The organism is Mesobacillus maritimus (assembly GCF_044803185.1).
Lineage (GTDB): Bacteria > Bacillota > Bacilli > Bacillales > Cytobacillaceae > Mesobacillus_B > Mesobacillus_B maritimus_B.
Genome location: NZ_CP085225.1, coordinates 5260922 through 5282150, shown reverse-complemented (window position 1 = coordinate 5282150; position 21229 = coordinate 5260922). Strand labels below are relative to the sequence as shown.

The following is a 21229-nucleotide window of genomic DNA, read 5'->3' as shown; positions in this document are numbered from 1 at the left end:
AGTCCTAGTCTTAGATTAGGTCTTTTTTTAGGAAGTAGGCAAGAACCCACGACTTCAGTCATGGGTTGTTGACGGGTAAAAGCAGAAGTAGGATTCCGCCGGTGAGAAAACTTTACCTGAATTTAACAATTTCTTTATATTCAAACAGTAAAATGGATATAGATTAGGTTTCGAAAGGGGCAGAGCCTGGATGTCTGAAAAAGCATTGTTGGTCGATCGGCTGATTTCGGAAATACGGGAAGGGAAATATAAACCGAATGAAAAGTTACCTTCGGAAAATGAGCTAGCTGACTTGTATCAAGTACCTAGAATGGTGATTCGGAAGGTTTATGAGCGTTTGCAGGAGCTCGGTTATATCTTTTCAAAGCAAGGGAAAGGGAGCTATGTCCAAATCCAGAAACTCCAAATTCCGCTTATCTTAACAGGAGATGTTAGTTTTACTGAAAAAATGCAGGAGTTAAAGTATGAATTTCGTACAGTCAATCTATCTTGTGAAAGAATTCCATATGATTCTACCATTTATCATACATTAAGAGCAGAGCGTGAAGAGGCCGTGTTTAAAATTAGTCGATTGCGGATCGTGGAAGACTGTCCAATTGCGGTACATACCTCGTTTTTGCCTCAATCCCTTTTTGAAAATATTGAAAGGGAAGGCAAGGAAATTGACTCCATTTTTCATTATTATCGACAGCAAGGGTACACGGAATTTGAGCCCATGAAGAGCCGACTCAGCGTCAACTTTCCAATAAAAGTAGAGCGAGATTTATTAAAATGTCCCAGCCTAGTCCCCCTTATTCTGCTAGAATCCGGATGTACCGATAAAACAACCGGGAAAGTACTAGAATACTCAAAGATTATGTATCGCAGTGATTGTTTTACCTATGTGATTTAATCGATTGTTACCGGAAATATATAAGAATAGGATCTGAGGAAATCGGCCACCAGGAGGTCGATTTTTTTGTTTTCTGGGACGGACCACTTGGGACGGAAGAAGCGTCGCTTTGTCACTGTTTATTTTCATATGGCCTTTACAAAAACGATACAAACTTCATTGTTCTTTTACATTCGCTCACTTGGCAACAAGGTAGAGTTAAGCATGTAGAACAAAGACAGACGGAGGCCTATAGATGAAGAGAAGACGAAGAACAGAGATTTTAATCAATGGCTCTCAAAAACGGACAGAAGACATGGTCCATGTGATCGATGAACACTATCAGGTGAAGGTCATTCAGGAGCCAGAAAGTGGTTTAGTGATGGTGAAAGTCCGCGAGACTTCCCAAAATAGCTTATTTTATCCTGGGGAAGTGCTCGTAACGGAATGTAAGGTTCAAATCAAAGGAACCATTGGAATTGGCATTGTCACAGGCGATCAGCCTGAGCTGGCGTATAATCTTGCTGTGATTGACGCTGCCTTTGAGGCAAAGCTGCCTGAAACGATAGGGTGGGTCCGATTGCTTGAGAACGAGGAAAAACTGATTCTAGAGCAAAGAGCCGCGGCCAGCCACACGATTTTAAAAACAAAAGTAGACTTCGAAACAATGGATGTTTAATAGGGAGGAAAAGAGTTTGAAGTTAGATATCGTTCACGATCTTCAATCTGTTTATCGAAAAATGGTCGACTCCACTTCAAGGCCTGGGCTCATTTCTGATTTGAGCAAAGAGGCAGCTTTAGTAGAGGTAGAGAATCAAAAAGGGTGCCCGACATCGCTTTTATTGGTGGCGTTGACCTTATTGGATCAGGAAGTGACGTTTAAGGTTTTCTCCGCGCAAGCAGAAGCGGTTTCGAAACTGATCAATCAACTCACCTATTCCAAACCGACCACAACAGAGCAAGCAGATTATCTTCTAGTCCTTCAAGATGCAGAAAAAGGCTCGCTTGAGGAAGCGATTCGAAAGTCCAAATCTGGAACACTCAATAACCCACATGATGCTGCCCTCATAATCGTTGAAACAAATTCTGTGACAAGTGGGGAAGTTCATTTGTTAAAAGGACCGGGCATCCAAACAATGGAGTCCGCTTATGTGGATACCCAAGAAGAATGGGTTCAATGTCGCCAGAATAAAAACAAGGAATACCCGCTGGGGATTGATTTGATGTTGATTGATCAACAGCATCAGCTTTTATCACTGCCTAGGACCACACAAATTACTAGAAATAGGGTGAGTGTTGAATGGGATATGTAGCCGTTAAAGGTGGAACGCGCGCGATTGAAGAATCGATCAAGCGGTTGAAATATGAAAGAGTTCATCAAGGACAAACGCTCGAAGTCGACAGAATCAAAGCGGGGATGCGCGGTTTGATTGACCAGGTGATGTCAGAAAGCAGTCTTTATAATGAGACGTTGGCCGCCCTTGCGATCAAGCAAGCGGAAGGAAATCCGGAGGAAGCCGTCTTTCTTTTAAGGGCTTATCGCTCGACGGTCCCTCGCAAGCACTATTCGAGGGTGATTGAATCGGATCAAATGAAGGTGGAGCGACGGATTTCGGCAAGTTTTAAAGACATTCCAGGAGGTCAAATTCTCGGAGCCACAACCGATTATACCCATCGTTTGCTTGACTTTGAGTTAATGAAGGAAACCGATCAAGTGATCCAGGAGTGGCTGCATCGTTATCAAATGGAAAACTGTCCGGTAGAAGAGCTACAGCCAAACCAAACGGAAAACTGTCTCAATAAAAAAGCCCCTACGTTCCCAAAGGTGCTCGATTATTTACGGAAAGAAGGGCTGATTCCTCCTCGTGAAAAGAACAACCTTGAACCAGATGATGTAACGAGGGAAAGTCTGGGGTTTCCTTCAAGCAGAAGCCAGAGGCTTCAAGTGTTAACTAGAGGAGAGACAGGTGCGGTTACGTCCCTTGCCTATGCGGTTATTCGCGGCTATGGAGCACTGCATCCAACCGTCGGTGAGCTTCGAGTTGGCACTTTACCGGTTACGGTTGATCATCCAACAGAGGTTGGGGACGAGGATGACGCGTTTTATATTGGTGAAATCAAAGTTACCGAAGTGGAGATGCTCATGCCTTTTTCTGCAGAAAAAGAATACGGAAAAAAGGAAATGGAGTTTGAAATCGGCTATGGCCTGGTGTTTGGCCAAAATGAAACAAAGGCGATTGCCATGGGCATTTTAGATAATTGTCTTGAACATCCCGATTCTGAATTCCCAAGCCATAATGAAGAATTTGTGCTGTATCATATTGATTCAGTCGAATCGACGGGCTTCATCTCACACTTAAAAATGCCTCATTATGTGACCTTCCAGTCTAAGCTTGATAGCGTGCGGAAAACGAAAAAGGAAGGGATGAAAAACGGACAAGAGGTGAAAAGCGGATGAATACAGCCTATAACTTTGCTTTTTTTGACGAAGGGTCAAAAAGAGAGATTCGTAGGGCCACCCTAAAAGCAATCGCAATTCCCGGTTACCAGGTGCCTTTTGCCTCAAGGGAAATGCCGATTGGTAGGGGCTGGGGAACTGGCGGTTTGCAAATCACGTTATCGTTGATTGGCAAGTCCGATGTTCTGAAGGTGATTGACCAAGGGTCAGATGAGTCAGTGAACGCTGTTAATATCAAAAAGCTCGTTTCGGATACGACCGGCGTGGAAATCACCGATCATACAGCAGAGGCAAGCTTGATTCAGTCAAGACATCGAATTCCTGAAGTTCCGCTTAACGAGGATCAGATCCTCATTTTGCAGGTGCCGCTCCCAGAGCCGCTCCGATCTTATGAGCCAAGCGAGAATGAAACGAAAAGGCTTCATGCGGAGAAAGAATATAGTGGCGCTTGGCTCATGCTGTTTGAACAGATTATGAAATATGGAAGCATGACCACTGGGGCAGATCACCCGGTCATGGTTCATGGTCGCTATGTGATGGCACCGAGCCCGATTCCGCGTTTTGATAATCCGAAAATGCATGAAAGTGAAGCCCTTATTCTATTAGGGGCGGGCCGTGAAAAGAAGGTGTACGCGGTCCCACCGTATACAAAAGTTGTATCGCTTGATTTTGAAGATTATCCGTTTGAGCCTGAGTCCTTTGAAGACAAGCATTGCCGTTTATGTGGGTCAACGGGGGTATTTTTAGATGAACTCGTAGATGAGGAAACAAATGAAACAGTGTATCAATGCAATGATACAAGCTATTGTATTGAAACATTAAATGAAGTCGAACCATTTGGAGTGAAATAAATGGCTGAATTTGAAGTTCCAGTTTTATCGATTAAAAACTTACAAAAACAATATGGTCCTGGATGTACGCATTGTCAAAACGGGGAATCTCCTTCACTGGTTAAAAATTACTGCCAGGTTTGCGGAACGGTCTATGCATGCCGGGATGTATCCTTTGATGTTTTTCCAGGAGAGGTTCTTGGGATTGTTGGAGAAAGTGGCAGCGGAAAGTCGACCTTGATGCAATGCCTTTATTTTGATCAGGAGGTAACCGGTGGCGGGGCCTATCTCGCAGATTATGAAAATGGCGAGAAAAACCTTTTTCAGGAATCTTCTCAGCAGCAGCGCTATATACGCAACAACATCATGGGGAAAGTCTATCAAAATCCTTTATTGGGGTTGAAAATGAACTTTTCCTCGATTGGAAATATTGCTGAAAAGCTCATTGCCGCAGGTCATCAACATGTGGGCTTGATGGAGAGCAGGGGGACAGAGCTCCTTGATAAAGTCAACATCCCTGTCCATCGCCGCAAAGAAGCACCGAAAAACTTTTCTGGGGGAATGCAGCAGCGGGTACAAATCGCAAAAGCGCTTTCCAATCGTCCTCCGCTTCTTTTGCTCGATGAAGTGACGACTGGATTGGATCTCTCTGTCCAAGCAAGCGTCCTTGATTTGATTAAAAGTCTGCAGCGTGAGTTAAACATTAGCATTGTCCTCGTTTCACATGATCTAGGGGTCATCCGTATGCTGGCAGACCGTACAATCGTGATGTTGGAGGGGAAGGTCATCGAGCAAGGGGTAACCGACCAAATCCTCGAGGACCCGCAACATCGATATACTCAGCAACTCGTACATTCGTTGCTGTAAGTGTTGCAGGGAATGCGCCAGCCACTCTGTAGCAGGCCGAGGCTGGGCATTTCCGATGACCATTTTGATAGGAGGGGGAATGATTATGTTTGTGATAACAAATGGAAGGTTGATCACCGAAGAAGTCGTTTTATATGGGTATGATCTGTTAATAGAAGAGGATAAAATCACGAAAATCGCTCCAAGAGGTGAGATTAAATTTGAGGAACACCTCGAGGTTATTGATGCGGCTGGAGGGTATGTGACACCTGGATTTATTGATATCCACTCGGACTATATCGAGCATATGGCCGCGCCTAGACCCACTTCCCTCATGAATTTTGAATTGAGCTTAAGAGAAACGGAGAAACAGCTGATCTCGCATGGCATTACGACGATGTTCCATTCGCTTTCCTTATTCAAAGGGAGCGATTATGAGTATAAACCGATTCGAGAGCCCGAAAATGTTCGAAAATTGATTGACTTAATTGACCAGACCCACAGTACGAAGCACCTTGTTCGCCACCGATTCCATGCAAGGTTTGAGATTGATAATGTAGAAGAAATGGAGAATCTCAAGAGTTATATTGCCGAGAACAAAGTTCATCTGGTTTCTTTTATGGATCATACTCCTGGGCAGGGGCAGTATCGTCACCTTGAAATCTATCGGAATACGGTCAAAAGCTATAACAATATGAGCGATGCCTCGATTGATGTTCTCATTCGGAATCACCAAACGAAAGAAAAGCTGTCGATTGAGGACATGAAGGAAATCGCTGAGCTCGCTCATGACCACGATGTTGCGGTGGCTTCCCATGATGACGATACCCTTGAAAAACTCGATCTTGTTCATTGTCTCGGAACAACCATTAGTGAATTTCCAATTACCATGGAGGTGGCGCAAAGGGCGAAGGAACTGGGGATGTTTACGATTGCCGGTGCACCCAATGTCCTACTAGGCGGCTCACATAGCGGAAACTTGGGGGCAGCCCAAGCGATTTTAAACGAATCGATTGATATTTTGTGCAGTGATTACTATCCAGCCGCGATGCTCCATTCGATCTTTGAGTTGGTTGAAAAGTACGGCATGGACTTAGTCGAAATGATGAAGCTTGTCACCATTAACCCCGCAAAAGCGGTCAAAATGGACGATGAAATTGGCTCAATTCGCGAGGGAAAGAAAGCGGATTTGCTTATTATCGAAAAGATTTCGGATGACTTCCCAGTGATTACGGGCGTATTTGTAGACGGAAAGCTGATTCAAAAGACCAATTATCGTATCTAACCTATGAACATTTCAGAAAGCGGGTGAGCGGGTGGAAACCCTCCTTGAGATTAGGGATTTAACCAAAATGTTTGACCTCCATCATTTGGGCAAACAGATTCGAGCGATAAGCCATGTGGATATTCAGCTAAAAGAAGGAGAGTTTGTCGGGATTACGGGCAAGAGCGGAAGCGGCAAGTCAACGATTTTAAAATGCATTTACGGAACATATCGCATTCAGCAAGGGAGTATTTGGTACCACTCGAAGACATTAGGGAGAATCAATTTGGCTGAAGCAACCGATCGCGAGCTCCTTTATTTAAGAAAGCATGAGATTGGCTATGTATCCCAATTTTTGAATGTGATGCCAAGGACGACGGCCAGGCAACTTGTGAAACAAGCCATCCTAGAAATGGGGGACGATTGTGAGTTGGCGGAAAAAGAAACGGAGAAGATTCTTGCGCATTTTGAATTGGATCGTGAATTATGGGACAGCTATCCAACCACTTTTTCCGGAGGGGAAAAGCTGAGGCTGAACATCGCCCGTGCGATGGTGAAAAAACCGAGGCTATTGCTGTTAGACGAACCGACCGCAAGCTTGGATTATGACTCTAAAATGAAAGTCAAGGAGCTCATTGAACAGCTGATGAAGGAAGGAACGACGATGCTTGGAATCTTTCATGACCTTGAATTTATGAATCATCTATGTGATCACGAGTACAACATGCAAAATGGTAGTTTCTCTCATTCTACCAATTTTACCACCCCTTAACAATTCTTTATACAAGGTTAACAAGCCCTTGACAATTCGCTGATACAGTATGGAAGTAGCCAAATTTTTTAATAAATAGAGTGAGGGGTTTGATGATGAAAAAGACGTTCTTATCTTTACTTTTTTTGATGATGTTAGTCGTATTTGCTGGTTGTTCATCTTCTGCAGGAGGAGGAGATGGGGATACACTCACCATTGCTTGGCTCCCAAATGAATCTGGGGCAGATCTGACGGAAGCTCGAGATGAAATTGGAAAAGTAATCGAAGAGAAAACAGGGAAAAAGGTTGAGCATCAAACAACTACTGATTACATTGTGGCAATCGAAGCAGTGGCCAATGGAAACGCTGATATGGCTTTCTTAGGAGCTCAAGGATACATCGAAGCGCATAATAAAAATGAAAAAGTGCTTCCATTGGTTGTTCCTTCTGGTGCGTCTGGCACTTTAGAAGATGCCGTTTATTATAGCTGGTTAGCCGTAAATAAAGCAGATGCCGATTCATACAAGAATGGCGATGAGTTTGGGATTGATCCGATTCAAGGCAAGAAATTCTCATTTGTTTCCAATAGTTCTACATCAGGGTTTAAAGTTCCTTCAACTGGGATTGTTGAGTATTTCAATCAAGAGGGAGACATGAAGTTAACGGCAGAAGATTTGCTTGAAGGTGGCGAAGGTCAATTCTTTAGTGAAGTTTTATACGGAGGCTCTCACCAAGGCTCTGCGGTTAATCTTTTATCAGGAAAAGCGGATGTAGCGGCTTTCTGTGATACCTGTGTGAATAATTATGTCGAACTGGCAGATGGGGAACTGAACCGACCTGGTGCGGTTTATCAAGTAAAAGAAGATGCAGCGGAGCCATTTAACACGGTTGTAGGAAAAGAATTTTCTCTCATCTCGGTTACTCCAGTCCTAAATGCACCATTTGTAATCAATACAGAGAATGTAGATGAGGATCTTCAAGCACAGCTTCTAGAAGTGATGACTTCCGATGACATTACGAACAACGAAAAAGTCTTTGTTCCTGAGGATTCCGAGTTTTCAGGGTTGTTTAAGAAATCGGCAGATGAGCGTTTAGTAGAAGTAGACGATGCATGGTTCAACCCAATTCGTGAGCTTTCGAATTAATTTAACCCAACTAGCAAGGAGAGGGAATAATCTATGACAGCCTTATTAGAAGTGAATCATGTGTCCAAACAATTTGGTAAGGATGCGTTGGCGTTATCGGATGTTCACTTCTCCGTCCAAGAAGGAGAGTTTGTTTCAATCATCGGTCCATCCGGAGCGGGGAAATCGACTCTCCTTCGCTGTATCAATCGAATGATTGATGCCAGCAGCGGAGAAATTACGTTTGATAACATGAACGTGATGAATCTGAAGAAAAAGGACTTGAAAACGCTCCGTACTAAAATCGGAATGATTTTTCAGCACTATAATTTAGTCAATCGCTTGAGTGTAATTGAAAATACGCTTCATGGCAATTTAGGAAAAAAATCTGCATTGGCTGGAGTGCTTGGCCTTTATAGTCAAAAAGAAAAGGAACAGGCTATGAACATTCTCCATGTTCTCGGATTAGATGAACATATTTATAAGCGTGCAGATCAATTGAGCGGCGGTCAAAAGCAGCGGGTTGGCATCGCCCGAGCTCTGATCCAAAATCCACGGATGCTTTTGTGCGACGAACCGATTGCCTCCCTCGATCCTAGCTCTGCCAAGATTATTATGGATCACTTGCGAAACATTTCCACGACGATGGGCATTACCGTTCTCGTGAATTTGCACCAAGTGGATGTGGCTTTGAAGTACTCGGATAAAATCATTGGAATTAACCATGGTCAAGTCGTTTACAATGGCTCGCCTAAAAACATAACAAAAGAAGATATTCAGCGAATTTACGGATCGGAAGCTGAAGACCTTATTTTTGATGTAGGAGGCATCCATGCAAGCTGATTACTTTGTCAAAAAGAGACGGAACGCACTGGGATTTGTTTTCCTGTTAGGAGCTGTCACGTTCCTAGCCATCATCATCACCGAGTACAATGTGGCCAAGGGCTTTGCTTCCCTTCCGAAAGCGGTTGAATGGGGAGTGGCCAATTTTTACCCAACACAAGAATCATTAACTAAGCTTCCGGATATTTTCGATAAGCTGATTGAAACTCTATTGGTTTCCGTTGCAGCCACAACGGTGGGGGCTGTCGTCGCGATCCTGTTTGCGATTTTGGGCTCGAATACGACGAGAGTCAACGCCTTTTTTGGGAGCGTGAGCAGAGGGATCGCCACCATTTTTCGTAACATCGATGTGGCCGCATGGGCAATGATTCTACTATTCTCATTTGGTCAAAGTTCATTGACAGGTTATTTTGCCTTGTTTTTTGGTTCGTTTGGTTTTTTAACACGCGCTTTTGTCGAAACGATTGATGAGGTCAGTGGAGGCGCAGTTGAAGCATTAAAAGCGACTGGTGCAGGTTATTTTTCGATCATCTTTCAGTCGGTGATTCCATCAAGCCTTCCACAAATGATTAGCTGGATCTTGTTTATGATTGAAACCAATATCAGGAGTGCCACCTTGATTGGGCTGCTGACCGGCTCTGGAATTGGCTTTACTTTTAACCTGTATTATAAAAGTCTACATTACGATGTTGCCTCATTGGTGGTAATTGTCATTATTGTGGCCATCTTATTCATTGAATTTGTATCAAATTACGTAAGAAGGGTGATTTTGTAATGGAAGCAAAGGAACAAATGACTTCAGCGAAACAATTCCTGAACCTGCAAAAGCCAATCAGAATCAAAACGCTGACGAAATCGACGGTGGTCATTCGAAGCACCCTTTTCACCCTGGCGCTTCTGACGGTTTACGCCTTTTTCAGCTTTGATTACAAAGAGCTTGATATTGGGGAAGCGGTTCTGGCCACTTTTGCGAATCTAAAGGCGATGTTTTTAGAACCTCATCTTGCACATTTTACGTTTACCCATGCGCTCTATCAAGTTTTCGTCACGTTAGGTCTGGCATTTTTAACCACGTTGTTTGGTGCGGTTATCGCGGTATTTTTAGGGCTTCTTGCGGCTGAAAATCTAACCAATAAACGGGTTTCTGCCATCATCAAAGGACTTGTAGCGTTTATTCGAGCGGTTCCGACGGTTTTATGGGTGTTAATCTTTGCAGTAGCGGCAGGACTTGGGAGTGTAGCCGCTGTCCTCGGGATGACATTCCATTCGGTAAGCTATTTAGTCAAGGCGTATTCCGAATCCTTTGAAGAACTAGACAACGGAGTCATCGAAGCCCTGCAAGCGAGCGGAGCTAGTTGGTGGCAGATCATCTTTCAAGCAGTCATCCCATCCTCGCTTACGTATATGATTTCTTGGACATTCCTGCGGTTTGAAATTAACTTTGCAGTAGCCATCGCGATGGGAGCAGCAGCAGGTGCAGGCGGCATCGGCTTTGACATGTTCATGGCCAGCAACTTCTATCTAGACATCAGAGAAATCGGAGCCATCACCTATTTCATCCTAGCCATCGCCATCCTCCTCGAAATCCTAGCCATCAGATTCAAAAAAAAGCTCAAAGTCAACGGGTAAGTGGGACAAGGCACCGTGTGGGACAAGGGGACAGGCACCGTGTCCCAGGTGGTCGGAAGCGGAGTGGCTGGTGTTTGAGTAATGTTGCTGTCTTGATATTTTAAGAAAACAGAGAGGGGAAATGCATGGTGAAGGAACAGAATGGGAATGGGTTGAATAAGGGGATGGATCGTCGTACTTTCTTGGGAGGAACAACGAAGCTAGCCACTGCAGCGATCGGGTTATCGTTTGTGGGCTCATTAGCGAGCCTGCCTGTAGGGGCGGTATCGAGTGCTTCGGTTGAAAACGTAACTGGAGCGAAACCTCAACTCGTTTTTCCGGTGATTAGTGATATTCATATTAAATCGAACCATTCTCGTAATCTAGAGAAATTCGTGACTACGCTTAAGCAGCTGAATGAAGTTTGTCCCCAGCAAGATGCGTTTATGGTTGTGGGCGATTTAACGGATTATGGCCATGTAAAAGAATACGATGATCTTATGGCTGCTTTCAAAGCAAATAAACACCCACAAGCGAAACCGATGTTCGCCATCGGGAACCATGATTACTGGAACGGACTCTCCGTTGCGGATGCGCAAAAACGGTTCCTTGAAAAAACCGGGATGGAGGCAATCTATTATCATCAAGTGATAAATGGGTACCACTTTATTGTACTGGGGACGGAGGACGGATTGACAGAAGGAACGTTTTCAGTGAAACAAATCGCTTGGTTAGCGGAACAGTTAAAAATTGCCGAAAACGACGATAAGAAAAAACCAATTTTTGTCTTCCATCATCAGCCAATTAAGGATACTGTTTACGGAAGTGAATGGGGATTCAACGAGAACCGGGATTTATTTTATCAAACATTAGCAATGTATCCGCAGGTGATTTCATTTTCCGGACACACGCATTATCCATTGGATGACCCAAAGATCATTCACCAAAAGGATTTTACCTCGATTGGTACTTCGACAGGGGCCTATTTATGGTTAGATGATGGAAGAATACAAGGAGAAGTCCCGGAAGGAGCAAGCTTGCTCAACCAAGCCCTTATCGTAGAGGTGTATCACAATAAAGTCATCATTAAACGACGGGATATCCATCATAATGATTGGACAGGCGATGCGTTTGAGGTCAACTACCCCGCGAATAAAAAGAATTTCACCTATACAGAAGACCGAGATAAAAAGGCGCCATTTTTTGGGAAAGAGGCGATGATGTCGATTGTTCATCATGAGACAACCGCAATGAGCTTGGCGATTATGTTTACGCAAGCGAAGGATGACCTTCTCGTTCATGATTATAAAGTTGTCACAAAAGAGGCTGATTCAGGCGAAATTGTGAGTGAGCGTCTCGCCTTTTCTGAGTTTTATAAAGACCCGGTGCCTAATCCACTTACAGTAACAGTAGACGGTTTGAACCCCAATACCATGTATGAAATCGAGCTATACGCACTAGACGCCTATGAAAATATCAGCAAAAATTCATTAAAAGTACTGGGGAAAACGTTGATAGAGTCACAGTGACGCCACGAGCAGGGACGGAGGGTAATTTGAGTTTACAGTGTTTTAATGTAGTTAATCTAATGTTTACAGTGTATTAATGCTAGATTAATAATTTCCTATTAATATGGTTAGTGTCAAACACCTAAACCGAAATATAGGAGGAAAAGACATTGTTGAATAAGAAGAAATTAATTAAAAAATTATTACCAGTTGCGGTTCTCTCTACAGTAGCATTTGGTGGATTAGTTGGTGGATTCACGAATGCTGAGGCAAGTAAAAACGAAGTGAACACAAACGCTGAAATCAAAAATGTTATTGTTTTAATTGGTGACGGCATGGGAGTTTCTTATACTTCTGCCCATCGTTACTTGAAAAATGATCCATCTACTAAAACGGCGGAAAAAACAGCGCTTGACCAATATCTTGTTGGACAACAAATGACTTATCCGGAAGACCCTGAACAAAACGTAACAGATTCTGCTTCAGCTGCAACAGCGATGTCTGCAGGGATTAAAACATATAACAATGCTATTGCAGTGGATAACGATGGATCGGAAGTGAAAACCGTCCTTGAAGCGGCTAAAGAACAAGGAAAGGCGACAGGGCTTGTGGCAACTTCAGAAATTACCCATGCCACACCAGCTTCGTTTGGTTCACATGATCATAGCCGTAAAAACATGGATGCCATTGCTGATGACTATTTTGATGATTTGATGAATGGCGAGCATAAAGTAGACGTTCTTCTTGGTGGAGGCTTAAGGAACTTTGATCGTAAAGATCGAGATTTAACCGAAGAATTCCAACAAGCTGGATACAGCTATGTAACCAATAAAGAAGAACTATTAAATGATAAAACTGATCAAATTCTTGGATTGTTTGCATCTGGTGGACTTCCAAAGATGATCGACCGTCCAGAAGAAACTCCATCTCTTGAAGAAATGACAAATGCGGCAATCTCTCGTTTAAGCAAGGATAAGGATGGTTTTTTCCTAATGGTTGAGGGAAGCCAAATCGACTGGGCAGGGCATGACAATGATATTGTTGGCGCGATGAGTGAAATGGAAGATTTCGAAAAGGCTTTTAACGCAGCGATTGAATTTGCGAAAAAGGACAAGCATACTCTAGTGGTTGCAACGGCTGATCATTCAACTGGCGGCTATTCTATCGGTGCTGACGGTATTTACAACTGGTTCGGCGAGCCAATCAAAGCTGCTAAACGTACACCTGATTTCATGGCAGCAGAAATTGCTAACGGTGCAGATGTTGAAGAAACATTGAAGACGTATATTGACCAAAACATTCTTGCGTTAACGGCAGAAGAAATTCAATCTGTTAAAGATGTTGCGGATAAAAAAGTTGTCGACATTGACAATGCGATTGAGGACATTTTCAATAAGCGTTCTCACACTGGTTGGACTACAGGCGGACATACAGGTGAAGACGTACCTGTATATGCATTTGGACCGCAGAGTGATAAATTTGCTGGACAAATTGATAATACTGATATTGCTAAAAATGTATTTGATGCTTTAAAATACGACATTAAAATCGAAGATAAGTAGTTTTATAAAATAGGAGGATCCCGTTGCTTTTAAAAAAAGCAGCGGGAACTTTTTTGAAGAAGAACACATTTATAGGGAGGTTTCACCATGAATCGGTTTCTTGCTATTGGATTTTTAACCCTACTGCTGGCGGGCTGTTCAGCTGGCGCTGCACCTGATGACGGAGAAAAAACAAATGGTGATAAAGCTCAATCAGAAAACATTACGAGTGAAAAAAATGATGAACCGACTCCGCAAACAGATCAGGATTTATTTGACAAGTATCAGCCTAATCCCCAAGTAACCGACGACAGATCGTTGCAAAAAGTTGGTGACATTTATGCGGATGGAAAAGGGGAGGCCACTCTAAAAGCATATAAGGATGTCAATCAAACCTATACCGTTGGACCAATTGAATTAATAGTAAAAGAGTTGAAATGGATTCACTTGAGACCGGATTATAGCATGATTGATTATTTTCATGTGTTAACTCATGATGAGGAATTTGATTTTGTTAAGGTGTTCGTTGAAATCAAAAATACTTCCGCTGAGAATGTGAATTTTGCTCCGATTGCTTTAATTAAAACGAACACCGGTGAGACACTTGACTGGGAAAAAGATATTTACCTTGAAGAGTTAAACGGTGAATTGAAAGGAAACCATACAAAGTTTGGTAACCTTGGGTTTATTGTCAATGCATCAGACAGCCATCAAGATGAGCATAACGATGATCAACAAGAAGAAAGTCATGACGAAAAGCACCAGAATGATAAAGAAGAACCAATCGAATGGATAGAAATAACAACAAGTGACGTATTTGACCAAGAACAGAAAAAAATCAGTGAATCACAAAAGATTAAAATCGAGTTTTAGAGGTGGGACAGGAACACTGTCCCAGATTCCTTGCAGCAAAATTAGTAGCCAAAGGTTTTTAGTTAGAAAAGGATAGGGTTGCAGCATCGCAAAGGTGTTCGATGCAGAGAAGCAAACCGGTTGGGGAACCCAACCGGTTTGCTTTACTTAAAAGTGAAGTTATCGATAAGCTTGTCCTTAACAAAACGAAACTTTCAATAGTGGATTTGTGAAAGAGTTTGCTATGAGAAAGGGCGGGACATGGTGCCTGTGTCCCATTATTCAAACCAATCGCTGAGGTCTTTTAGTGAATCTTGTTTTAGCTTTCTAATTGCTCCGGCACGCCATGCTTTGACCGCGGAGACACTCACGTTTTCAATTGAGGCAATTTTTGTATTTTTAAGCCCTTTATAAACGTTGTAAAGGACCCATTTCGTTTGGTTTTCGGTCAGCTGATATTGTCTACAAATGTTCAAGAGAATACTTTCTTCATCTGGGAGCTTCTCATTGCTATCTTCGAATACCTCGAAAAATTCCCCATCCGCATAAAAGGTATGTTCTTCGTCCTTCTTCCTTTTGGTTAATTCCTGCATCATCGAACCTTTTATATACGTATAAGCGTAGTTCGAAAACAAACCTTTCTCCGGATTGAACCGCCGGTGGGCTTCCCACAGCGCAATGAGTCCAATCTGAAAGAATTCGTCTTTGTTCGTGTAGATTGATAGTTTGCGAATGATGCAATGGATCATCGGTGTGTATTGCTCCTGAACTTGTTCAAAGCTTTCCATTTGGTTTCCCTTCAGAAAGCGCGCTTCACAATGTGATTCCCGGGTACCTTTACGATAACGAGAAAGACGATGAGCAACGAACGAGGACAAATCCCATTTCATGCCTAGAAAGGACTTAAAATGGATTTATTGAGGTCAAATTTGACTTTTAATCGCAATTTTAACGATTTAAGACAGATTTGGGGTGTTTTTTCCGGGACGGAGGGACAGGTTCCTTGTCCCAGTTGAAGGTGGATGATATGGTCATACATTGCCCCGTTTAGTGATAGACCCGGTATGAGAGGTTTAGACGAGGGGATTCATTTATAAATAAGTCGGTAAGCCTAAGGCCCGGCAAGAAAAGCGCTTGCCGGGCCTATATTATAGCCAAGGATTCGGGTGACTGTCACCCCCCGGGTGGGCACAGGGACAGGCACTCTGTTTCAGAGCGGGATTTAAACAATTGATCTCAGACGGGCACTGGTAATCGTAAGCATGGCTGACTATCCCTCAGAGAGAAACCAAAACCGGTTGGGTTGTTTTCCCAATTGGTTTTGTGGTGTTACAGCAGTAAGCTTGTCTTAGTTAAGACAAACCTTGTGAAAGTGTTTTATATATGAGCAGGAGCTGGGACAGTGAACCTGTCCCTCTGTCCCTCTTCGTGGTAAAATTTAAAAAAAGATTCGGAGGAATTGGAATGACGATTGGGAGGAATGAACCTTGTCCTTGCGGTAGCGGCAAGAAGTACAAGCAGTGCTGTTTAAAGAAAGCGAAAGTGGTTGAACTGGGGCAGGCAAAGCGGGACCATTTTTTTCAGTTGAAGCATCGGCTGACTGAACGATTAATGGAGGATGTGCTTGGGTCATATACTTTCTCGGGGTATCAGTCGCTCATGAAAGAATTTAAGGAGCGAACGAGTGTTCGAGATATAAAGGAAGAGTTTGTCCGTTATTGGTTAATGTTCTTTTATCGCCACCCGGCATTTGGGGGATTACGAGGCATTGAATGGTATAACCGGAAGAAAGGCCGACGGGATGAACCGGCATTGCAGCGTATGGCGCATAGTTGGGAGTCGCTTGTGCCGCGTTTGATTCAACATGTTGATTTTAATGAACAAGGGGTTCTTGTCGAAGATTTATTCTCAAATGAACGGTTTCATATGCCTTATTGTGAAACATTACCGGAACCACAACCTTGGGCAGGGGCATTATGTCTATTAGAAGAATGGAATGGCAGTTATTACATGAATGGCGTGGCTGCCATCGTAGGCCCGAGAAAATTGAAGGCAGCAGAGAGGCTTTTTAAAAGCCATCTGGAGGAAACGGGCGATTCGTATGAAAAAGCGGCGTTTGATGTTTTTCCAGAAATGACGGGTGCCTTGCTTCAGGAGGTGGAATGGCGAGATAAAGAGGAGAGCGAGTTGGCGCACATAACCCTCGTGTATTCGATGACTGACGTGAACGAAGTGATGACAGCGGTCCACCAAACTGGATGCCTCGAAATAGATGAGTGGGATGGACGTAGTGGCAAGGCTAGTCTCGTAAAAAATCGCTACCGCTATGATGATAATTTGGCGAGTGGTGCAGTCTTTTTAAATGAAATTGAAGCGATTCTTGAAATTGAAGGAAATCAACTGACGTACCAATCTTTTGATCAAGCAGTCACAGAAAAGTTCAAAAGGATTCTAGTGGATATTCCGCAGGCTGTGTTAACCCAGGAAGAGAAAGATAGCCGGAAAGTGCCGGGGAAAGTTCAAGCTAACTCCTTTAGTGTGTCATTAGAAAAGGAGGTGCCACCTGTTTTCGCCAGCTTTGCCCAACAGGCCTTGCTCACCCGAGACCTGCACTTACCACTGCCGCTGTTTAATGGGAAAACACCGGCTGAGATGGTGGCATTGGACAAGCATGCTGAACTTGAACAGTGGCTCCGGGAGATTGAATATGGAAGTTATCGGAACACAAAAAATCAAACAAAGGAAAAGTGGACAGCCGATTTTAATTCGGTAAGGAAAGCTTTGAATAGGCCGCCTTCTCCATTTACCACACTTCAAGAGCGTCGAGAGTCGTCTCTCGTCTTGTTGGAAAACCCGCTAAGTCATGTGGAGGACTGGAAACGAGAAGAACTGGAGTTATGGGATGAGATGGGCTTATCTGTTGATGAAATTAAGAGCGAATATGCCCGTGACCTTTTGGAGTTTTTTCAGGAAAAAGGAGCTGGAAAATCCCCTAATACCTTTTATAAATACCGACTTGGTGTGCAGGTGATCTCCTATTTCTTTGAAGAGGAAGCGATTCAACGTCCTACGGAGATTCTTCCAGAGCAATGGGAGAAGCTGATTGGCTATTATTATCTACATTTTAACCAGGATGCAACGGCCAATCAGGCAAAGGGATTTATGACGATGGTCAAAAGCTTTGCGGCTTGGCTCGACAAAAGACATAGGACAGCTTATGGGTCTGTCGTAAAGCAGCTTGTGAAGGAATTGGAAACTCTTGTTTTAGATGCAATCACTATTCTAGATGCTTATACGCCTTATCACGAAAGAAGATACGAATTCAGCAGTAATGTAGGAGAATTTCGCCGAATTTTTGAAAATGGGGAAGTGCCGGGTCAAATACTGGAAGGTTGCTTTCTCATAAAATCCGTCACTGCCTCGTATGTAAATCTTGTCAAGATCGATGAAACCGCTGGACAAGTGTATAAAACTAAGGTCCGAAAAGAACCCCTTTCACTGATGCAGCCAGGGATGGTCGTATGTGGAGCTTTGTCCCAAAAAACAAATTGGACAATTTACAGTGTTGCAAGGGTCTATCTTGGTGATAGAAGTACCTTGTCCCGGGTATAGAATAAATGAGTTATAATAGGTAATCAAACGAGTTCTTTAGTCTTGGCCAGGAAACAGGGATAAGGATCATGGCCCAGAGTGGGGGAGTCTTGTTTTCTTGCTGTATTAGCTTTTACCGAACTTCACGAATGGGAAAGCCCACTGCTTCAGCGGTGGGAGTGTCAAATTAAGTTTGTATTGGAATGAATCAATAAAACTGGTTACAGGGAGAAGTGTTAGCGCACTTCTCTTTTTTATTCGCGCATTTTCAATATATAAACTTCGAAAGATAATGGACTCACCCCGGGAAAGGGACAGTTCTTGGCTAGTCCTGGAATACTTAGAATATAGGGGAAGCACCATAGCTGAAGATAAAGGAATCTTTGGTTTCTGGGACAAGGAACCTGTCCCTCTGTCCCGCCAAAACTATTAATAGAATAATAAAAATGTTATTAAAATAAAAAAAACAAATTTTTCAAAAGTGTTTGACAAATTATAATGCAGGTTTTATTATTTAGATATGACCTCATATGATGTCATAATATCTCAGGAGGTGTAGTTAATGAAAATCGAACACGTAAATCAAATTGCTGCTGCTGTAAAAGCTGTTAGCGAAAGGAATGTAAAGAACTTTTATTTTGTGGCTTGTGGAGGATCGATGGCGGCGTTATCTACTGGGGATTTCTTCTTAGATTGTGAGATTGATATCCCTAGCAGGGTCTATACATCCAATGAATTTGTACATAGCAACCCTAAGGGGCTAGGAATTGAAAGCGTTGTCATTCTTCGTTCTCATTCTGGTACAACCCCAGAAACTGTTGAGGCTGCTAAGTTTGCGAGAGAAAAAGGTGCTGTGACGATTGCCATTTCGATGGATGTAGAATCTCCACTTTGTAAGGAAGCGGAATATACGGTTCATTACAACTACAAAGATGGTTCCGATGCTATCGATGGGGAAATCGGAGTGTATTATAGCTTAATCTTCAATATCCTAAATACGGTTTCTCCAAATGAAAAATATGATAGAGTGTTAAGTCAGTTGAATCAGTTGGAAAGTGTTTTCGAACGTAATAAAAAGGAGACTTTGGAAAGAGCCTTCCAATTTGGTAGTGAAAACAAAAGAGAAAAGATTATCTACACAATGGGAAGCGGTGCCTATTATCATCAGGCCTATTCGTTTACAAGCTGTCTGTTAATGGAAATGCTATGGATTCATTCCAATGCGATTCATACAGGGGAATACTTCCACGGACCATTTGAAATTACGGATTATGATGTTCCGTTCCTTATTATCAAGGGAGAAGGGCCTACCAGACCTTTAGATGAGAGAGCAATTACTTTTGCTCAGAAGTTCAGTGACAAGGTTGAAGTAGTAGACGTGGCAGAGTTTGATTATGAAGGAATCGATGAGGATCTTAAAGAGTACTTTGGGCCTGCTATTGCGGGAGTTGTCTTAAGACAATATGCAGATGGATTAGCGGAGCATACTGGCCACCCACTATCTGTAAGACGTTATATGTGGAAAATGGAGTATTAATCCAATATTTGATCCACGGGAGCCATTTGTACTATGAAAAAATTATTCTAGTAGATTGGATAATTCTATTATAAAATAGTTAAAAATCCAACTTTTTAGAAAATAATTGGTCATAGTGAGGGACGAACAATCAGTTCTTTACAGCTTAATAGAATGTGAACGTGGTATCGATTGATTTTTCGGAATTTTGGCTCATTTTGACTTTGGCAGGGGGAAACTACGAGTGGAACCCTCGCCATTTGCCAATAAAAAGCAAGATAAAAAAGGGGGAAAAAAGAGTATGAAAAAGTCATTTGCTGTTTTGGTTCTGTTTCTTTTTCTTTTACCAATCATCGCTGCTTGTTCATCCAGTGTTGACAATGCAGAAGAAGATAGTGGTAAATCTGAGGGAGATGTTGTTGAAATCGATTTCTTCCACAGATGGCCGAATGAGCCACGGAAATCCTTCTATGATCAAAAAATCAAAGAGTTCATGGAAGCGAATCCGAACGTAAAGATTAATGTGGATTCTGTTTTAAACGATTCTTATAAAGAAAAGATCAAAGTGCTTGTTTCAAGTGATGACCTTCCAGATGTCTTCACCTCTTGGTCCGACTCTTTTGCCTTAAATCTTGTATCCTCCGAAAGAATTATGCCTCTTAATGACGTTCTTGAGGCTGACAAAGAGTGGTCAGGTAAAATTATGGAATCCCAATTTGGTGGCTTTACCTTTGACGATGTGACATATGGTGTTCCATTTACGATTGATGGAAAAGCCTTCTTCTACAATAAGCAGATTTTTGAAGAGAACAACATCGAAGCTCCTAAAACATACGATGAGTTTATTGATGTACTAGATCAGCTTCAAGCAGCTGGGTATGAAACTCCTTTAGTAGAAGGATTGACAAACACTTGGGCGATTTCTCACTACCTAGGAACTATTTTCCAACGTGTCGTTGATCCTGCAGTAACCGCAGTTGACTATGTCGACGGTACTGGTAAATTTACAGACCCAGGATATGTACGTGGATTGGAAATATTCCAAGAGCTTACAAAATACATGGGCGATGTCTCTACAGCAATCGACCATGAAGCGGCTAGAAATATGTTTGGTGCTGGTGAAGTGCCGATTGTTTACATGCAGTTCGCTGAAGTCAAAATGGTGGAAGAAATGGGCGGAGCGGAATTTGGATTCTTTAACTTCCCTGCAATTGAAGGAGGAAAAGGAGATCCTAACGCACTTACTGGTGCACCAGAGGGATGGATGTTAAGCAAGAATGCGCCACCTGAAGCGGTAGAATTCTTGAAATTCTTGACATCTGAGGAAACAGCTTATGAATTTACGGAGGTTGATGGTCAATTAACTGCGATTGAAGGTGCAGTTACAGAGGATAATACATCTCCTACTATCATGGAAGCTTATCAGGTTGTCTTAGATGCCTCTTCCCCGGCTCCTTGGTTTGATAATGCAGTGAATATTAATGTTGCAGACGTGTTCATGAGAGGTGGACAGTCCTTAGCAACCGATCAGATAACTCCAGAAGAAATCATGGAGGAAGTTCAAGCAGAAGCAGCACGTTTGAAATAATGTTTTACTAAGATTCAGGGGGGAACTCCTCCCTGAAT

General features: G+C 42.8%; 20 protein-coding genes. 19 read left to right on the top strand and 1 reads right to left on the bottom strand.

The window, feature by feature from the left end; genetic code table 11:
• Positions 1–190: 190 nt before the first annotated feature.
• The 16 genes from LG336_RS25445 to LG336_RS25370 all read left to right on the top strand — a co-directional run bounded on the left by LG336_RS25445 (position 191) and on the right by LG336_RS25370 (position 14517).
• Entirely contained in the window at positions 191–892 is a 702-nt protein-coding gene (locus LG336_RS25445) for a GntR family transcriptional regulator (protein ID WP_404330265.1), read from the top strand.
• 66 nt (positions 893–958) lie between these two features.
• Positions 959–1102 (top strand): hypothetical protein, encoded by a 144-nt coding sequence (locus LG336_RS25440; RefSeq protein WP_404330264.1) that lies wholly within the window; start codon positions 959–961, stop codon positions 1100–1102.
• Positions 1103–1127: 25 nt separating this feature from the next.
• Positions 1128–1550, top strand: a complete 423-nt coding sequence (phnG, locus tag LG336_RS25435; protein ID WP_404330263.1) for a phosphonate C-P lyase system protein PhnG — start codon at positions 1128–1130, stop codon at positions 1548–1550.
• A 16-nt stretch (positions 1551–1566) separates the two neighbouring features.
• A complete protein-coding gene (gene phnH / locus LG336_RS25430; protein ID WP_404330262.1) occupies positions 1567–2184 on the top strand; it encodes a phosphonate C-P lyase system protein PhnH in 618 nt (205 codons plus the stop codon).
• Positions 2172–3329, top strand: a complete 1158-nt coding sequence (locus tag LG336_RS25425; RefSeq protein ID WP_404330261.1) for a carbon-phosphorus lyase complex subunit PhnI — start codon at positions 2172–2174, stop codon at positions 3327–3329. The genes phnH and LG336_RS25425 overlap by 13 nt, the downstream gene beginning before the upstream one ends.
• Positions 3326–4180, top strand: coding sequence for an alpha-D-ribose 1-methylphosphonate 5-phosphate C-P-lyase PhnJ (locus LG336_RS25420; protein ID WP_404330260.1), 855 nt, complete (start codon positions 3326–3328; stop codon positions 4178–4180). The genes LG336_RS25425 and LG336_RS25420 overlap by 4 nt, the downstream gene beginning before the upstream one ends.
• Complete coding sequence (locus tag LG336_RS25415) at positions 4181–5026, top strand: ATP-binding cassette domain-containing protein (protein WP_404330259.1); 846 nt, start codon at positions 4181–4183, stop codon at positions 5024–5026. It begins immediately after the preceding gene.
• 85 nt (positions 5027–5111) lie between these two features.
• Positions 5112–6290 carry a phosphonate metabolism protein PhnM gene (gene phnM, locus LG336_RS25410; protein WP_404330258.1) on the top strand — a complete coding sequence of 393 codons (1179 nt, stop codon included), beginning with the start codon at positions 5112–5114 and terminating at the stop codon, positions 6288–6290.
• A 31-nt stretch (positions 6291–6321) separates the two neighbouring features.
• The gene (locus LG336_RS25405) at positions 6322–7041 is read left to right on the top strand and encodes a phosphonate C-P lyase system protein PhnL (protein ID WP_404330257.1); all 720 of its coding nucleotides are present in this window, start codon (positions 6322–6324) and stop codon (positions 7039–7041) included.
• Positions 7042–7136: 95 nt separating this feature from the next.
• Positions 7137–8165, top strand: coding sequence for a phosphate/phosphite/phosphonate ABC transporter substrate-binding protein (gene phnD / locus LG336_RS25400; RefSeq protein WP_404333283.1), 1029 nt, complete (start codon positions 7137–7139; stop codon positions 8163–8165).
• 33 nt (positions 8166–8198) lie between these two features.
• Complete coding sequence (gene phnC / locus LG336_RS25395; protein WP_404330256.1) at positions 8199–8987, top strand: phosphonate ABC transporter ATP-binding protein; 789 nt, start codon at positions 8199–8201, stop codon at positions 8985–8987.
• Positions 8977–9762 (top strand): PhnE/PtxC family ABC transporter permease, encoded by a 786-nt coding sequence (locus LG336_RS25390; protein WP_404330255.1) that lies wholly within the window; start codon positions 8977–8979, stop codon positions 9760–9762. Before phnC ends, LG336_RS25390 begins: the two co-directional genes overlap by 11 nt.
• Complete coding sequence (locus LG336_RS25385) at positions 9762–10616, top strand: PhnE/PtxC family ABC transporter permease (RefSeq protein ID WP_404330254.1); 855 nt, start codon at positions 9762–9764, stop codon at positions 10614–10616. The genes LG336_RS25390 and LG336_RS25385 overlap by 1 nt, the downstream gene beginning before the upstream one ends.
• Before the next feature lie 125 nt (positions 10617–10741).
• Complete coding sequence (locus LG336_RS25380) at positions 10742–12124, top strand: metallophosphoesterase (RefSeq protein WP_404330253.1); 1383 nt, start codon at positions 10742–10744, stop codon at positions 12122–12124.
• 152 nt (positions 12125–12276) lie between these two features.
• Complete coding sequence (locus tag LG336_RS25375) at positions 12277–13665, top strand: alkaline phosphatase (RefSeq protein WP_404330252.1); 1389 nt, start codon at positions 12277–12279, stop codon at positions 13663–13665.
• A gap of 87 nt (positions 13666–13752) precedes the next feature.
• Positions 13753–14517 carry a hypothetical protein gene (locus LG336_RS25370; protein WP_404330251.1) on the top strand — a complete coding sequence of 255 codons (765 nt, stop codon included), beginning with the start codon at positions 13753–13755 and terminating at the stop codon, positions 14515–14517.
• Positions 14518–14774: 257 nt separating this feature from the next.
• On the opposite strand, the gene LG336_RS25365 is transcribed toward LG336_RS25370, so the two are convergent.
• Positions 14775–15284 (bottom strand): sigma-70 family RNA polymerase sigma factor, encoded by a 510-nt coding sequence (locus tag LG336_RS25365; protein ID WP_404330250.1) that lies wholly within the window; start codon positions 15282–15284, stop codon positions 14775–14777.
• A 676-nt stretch (positions 15285–15960) separates the two neighbouring features.
• Here LG336_RS25365 and LG336_RS25360 point away from each other — a divergent pair.
• The 3 genes from LG336_RS25360 to LG336_RS25350 all read left to right on the top strand — a co-directional run bounded on the left by LG336_RS25360 (position 15961) and on the right by LG336_RS25350 (position 21191).
• Entirely contained in the window at positions 15961–18108 is a 2148-nt protein-coding gene (locus LG336_RS25360) for a YecA family protein (RefSeq protein ID WP_404330249.1), read from the top strand.
• A 541-nt stretch (positions 18109–18649) separates the two neighbouring features.
• A complete protein-coding gene (locus LG336_RS25355) occupies positions 18650–19624 on the top strand; it encodes an SIS domain-containing protein (RefSeq protein ID WP_404330248.1) in 975 nt (324 codons plus the stop codon).
• A gap of 280 nt (positions 19625–19904) precedes the next feature.
• A complete protein-coding gene (locus LG336_RS25350) occupies positions 19905–21191 on the top strand; it encodes an ABC transporter substrate-binding protein (RefSeq protein WP_404330247.1) in 1287 nt (428 codons plus the stop codon).
• The last annotated feature ends 38 nt before the right edge of the window (positions 21192–21229 follow it).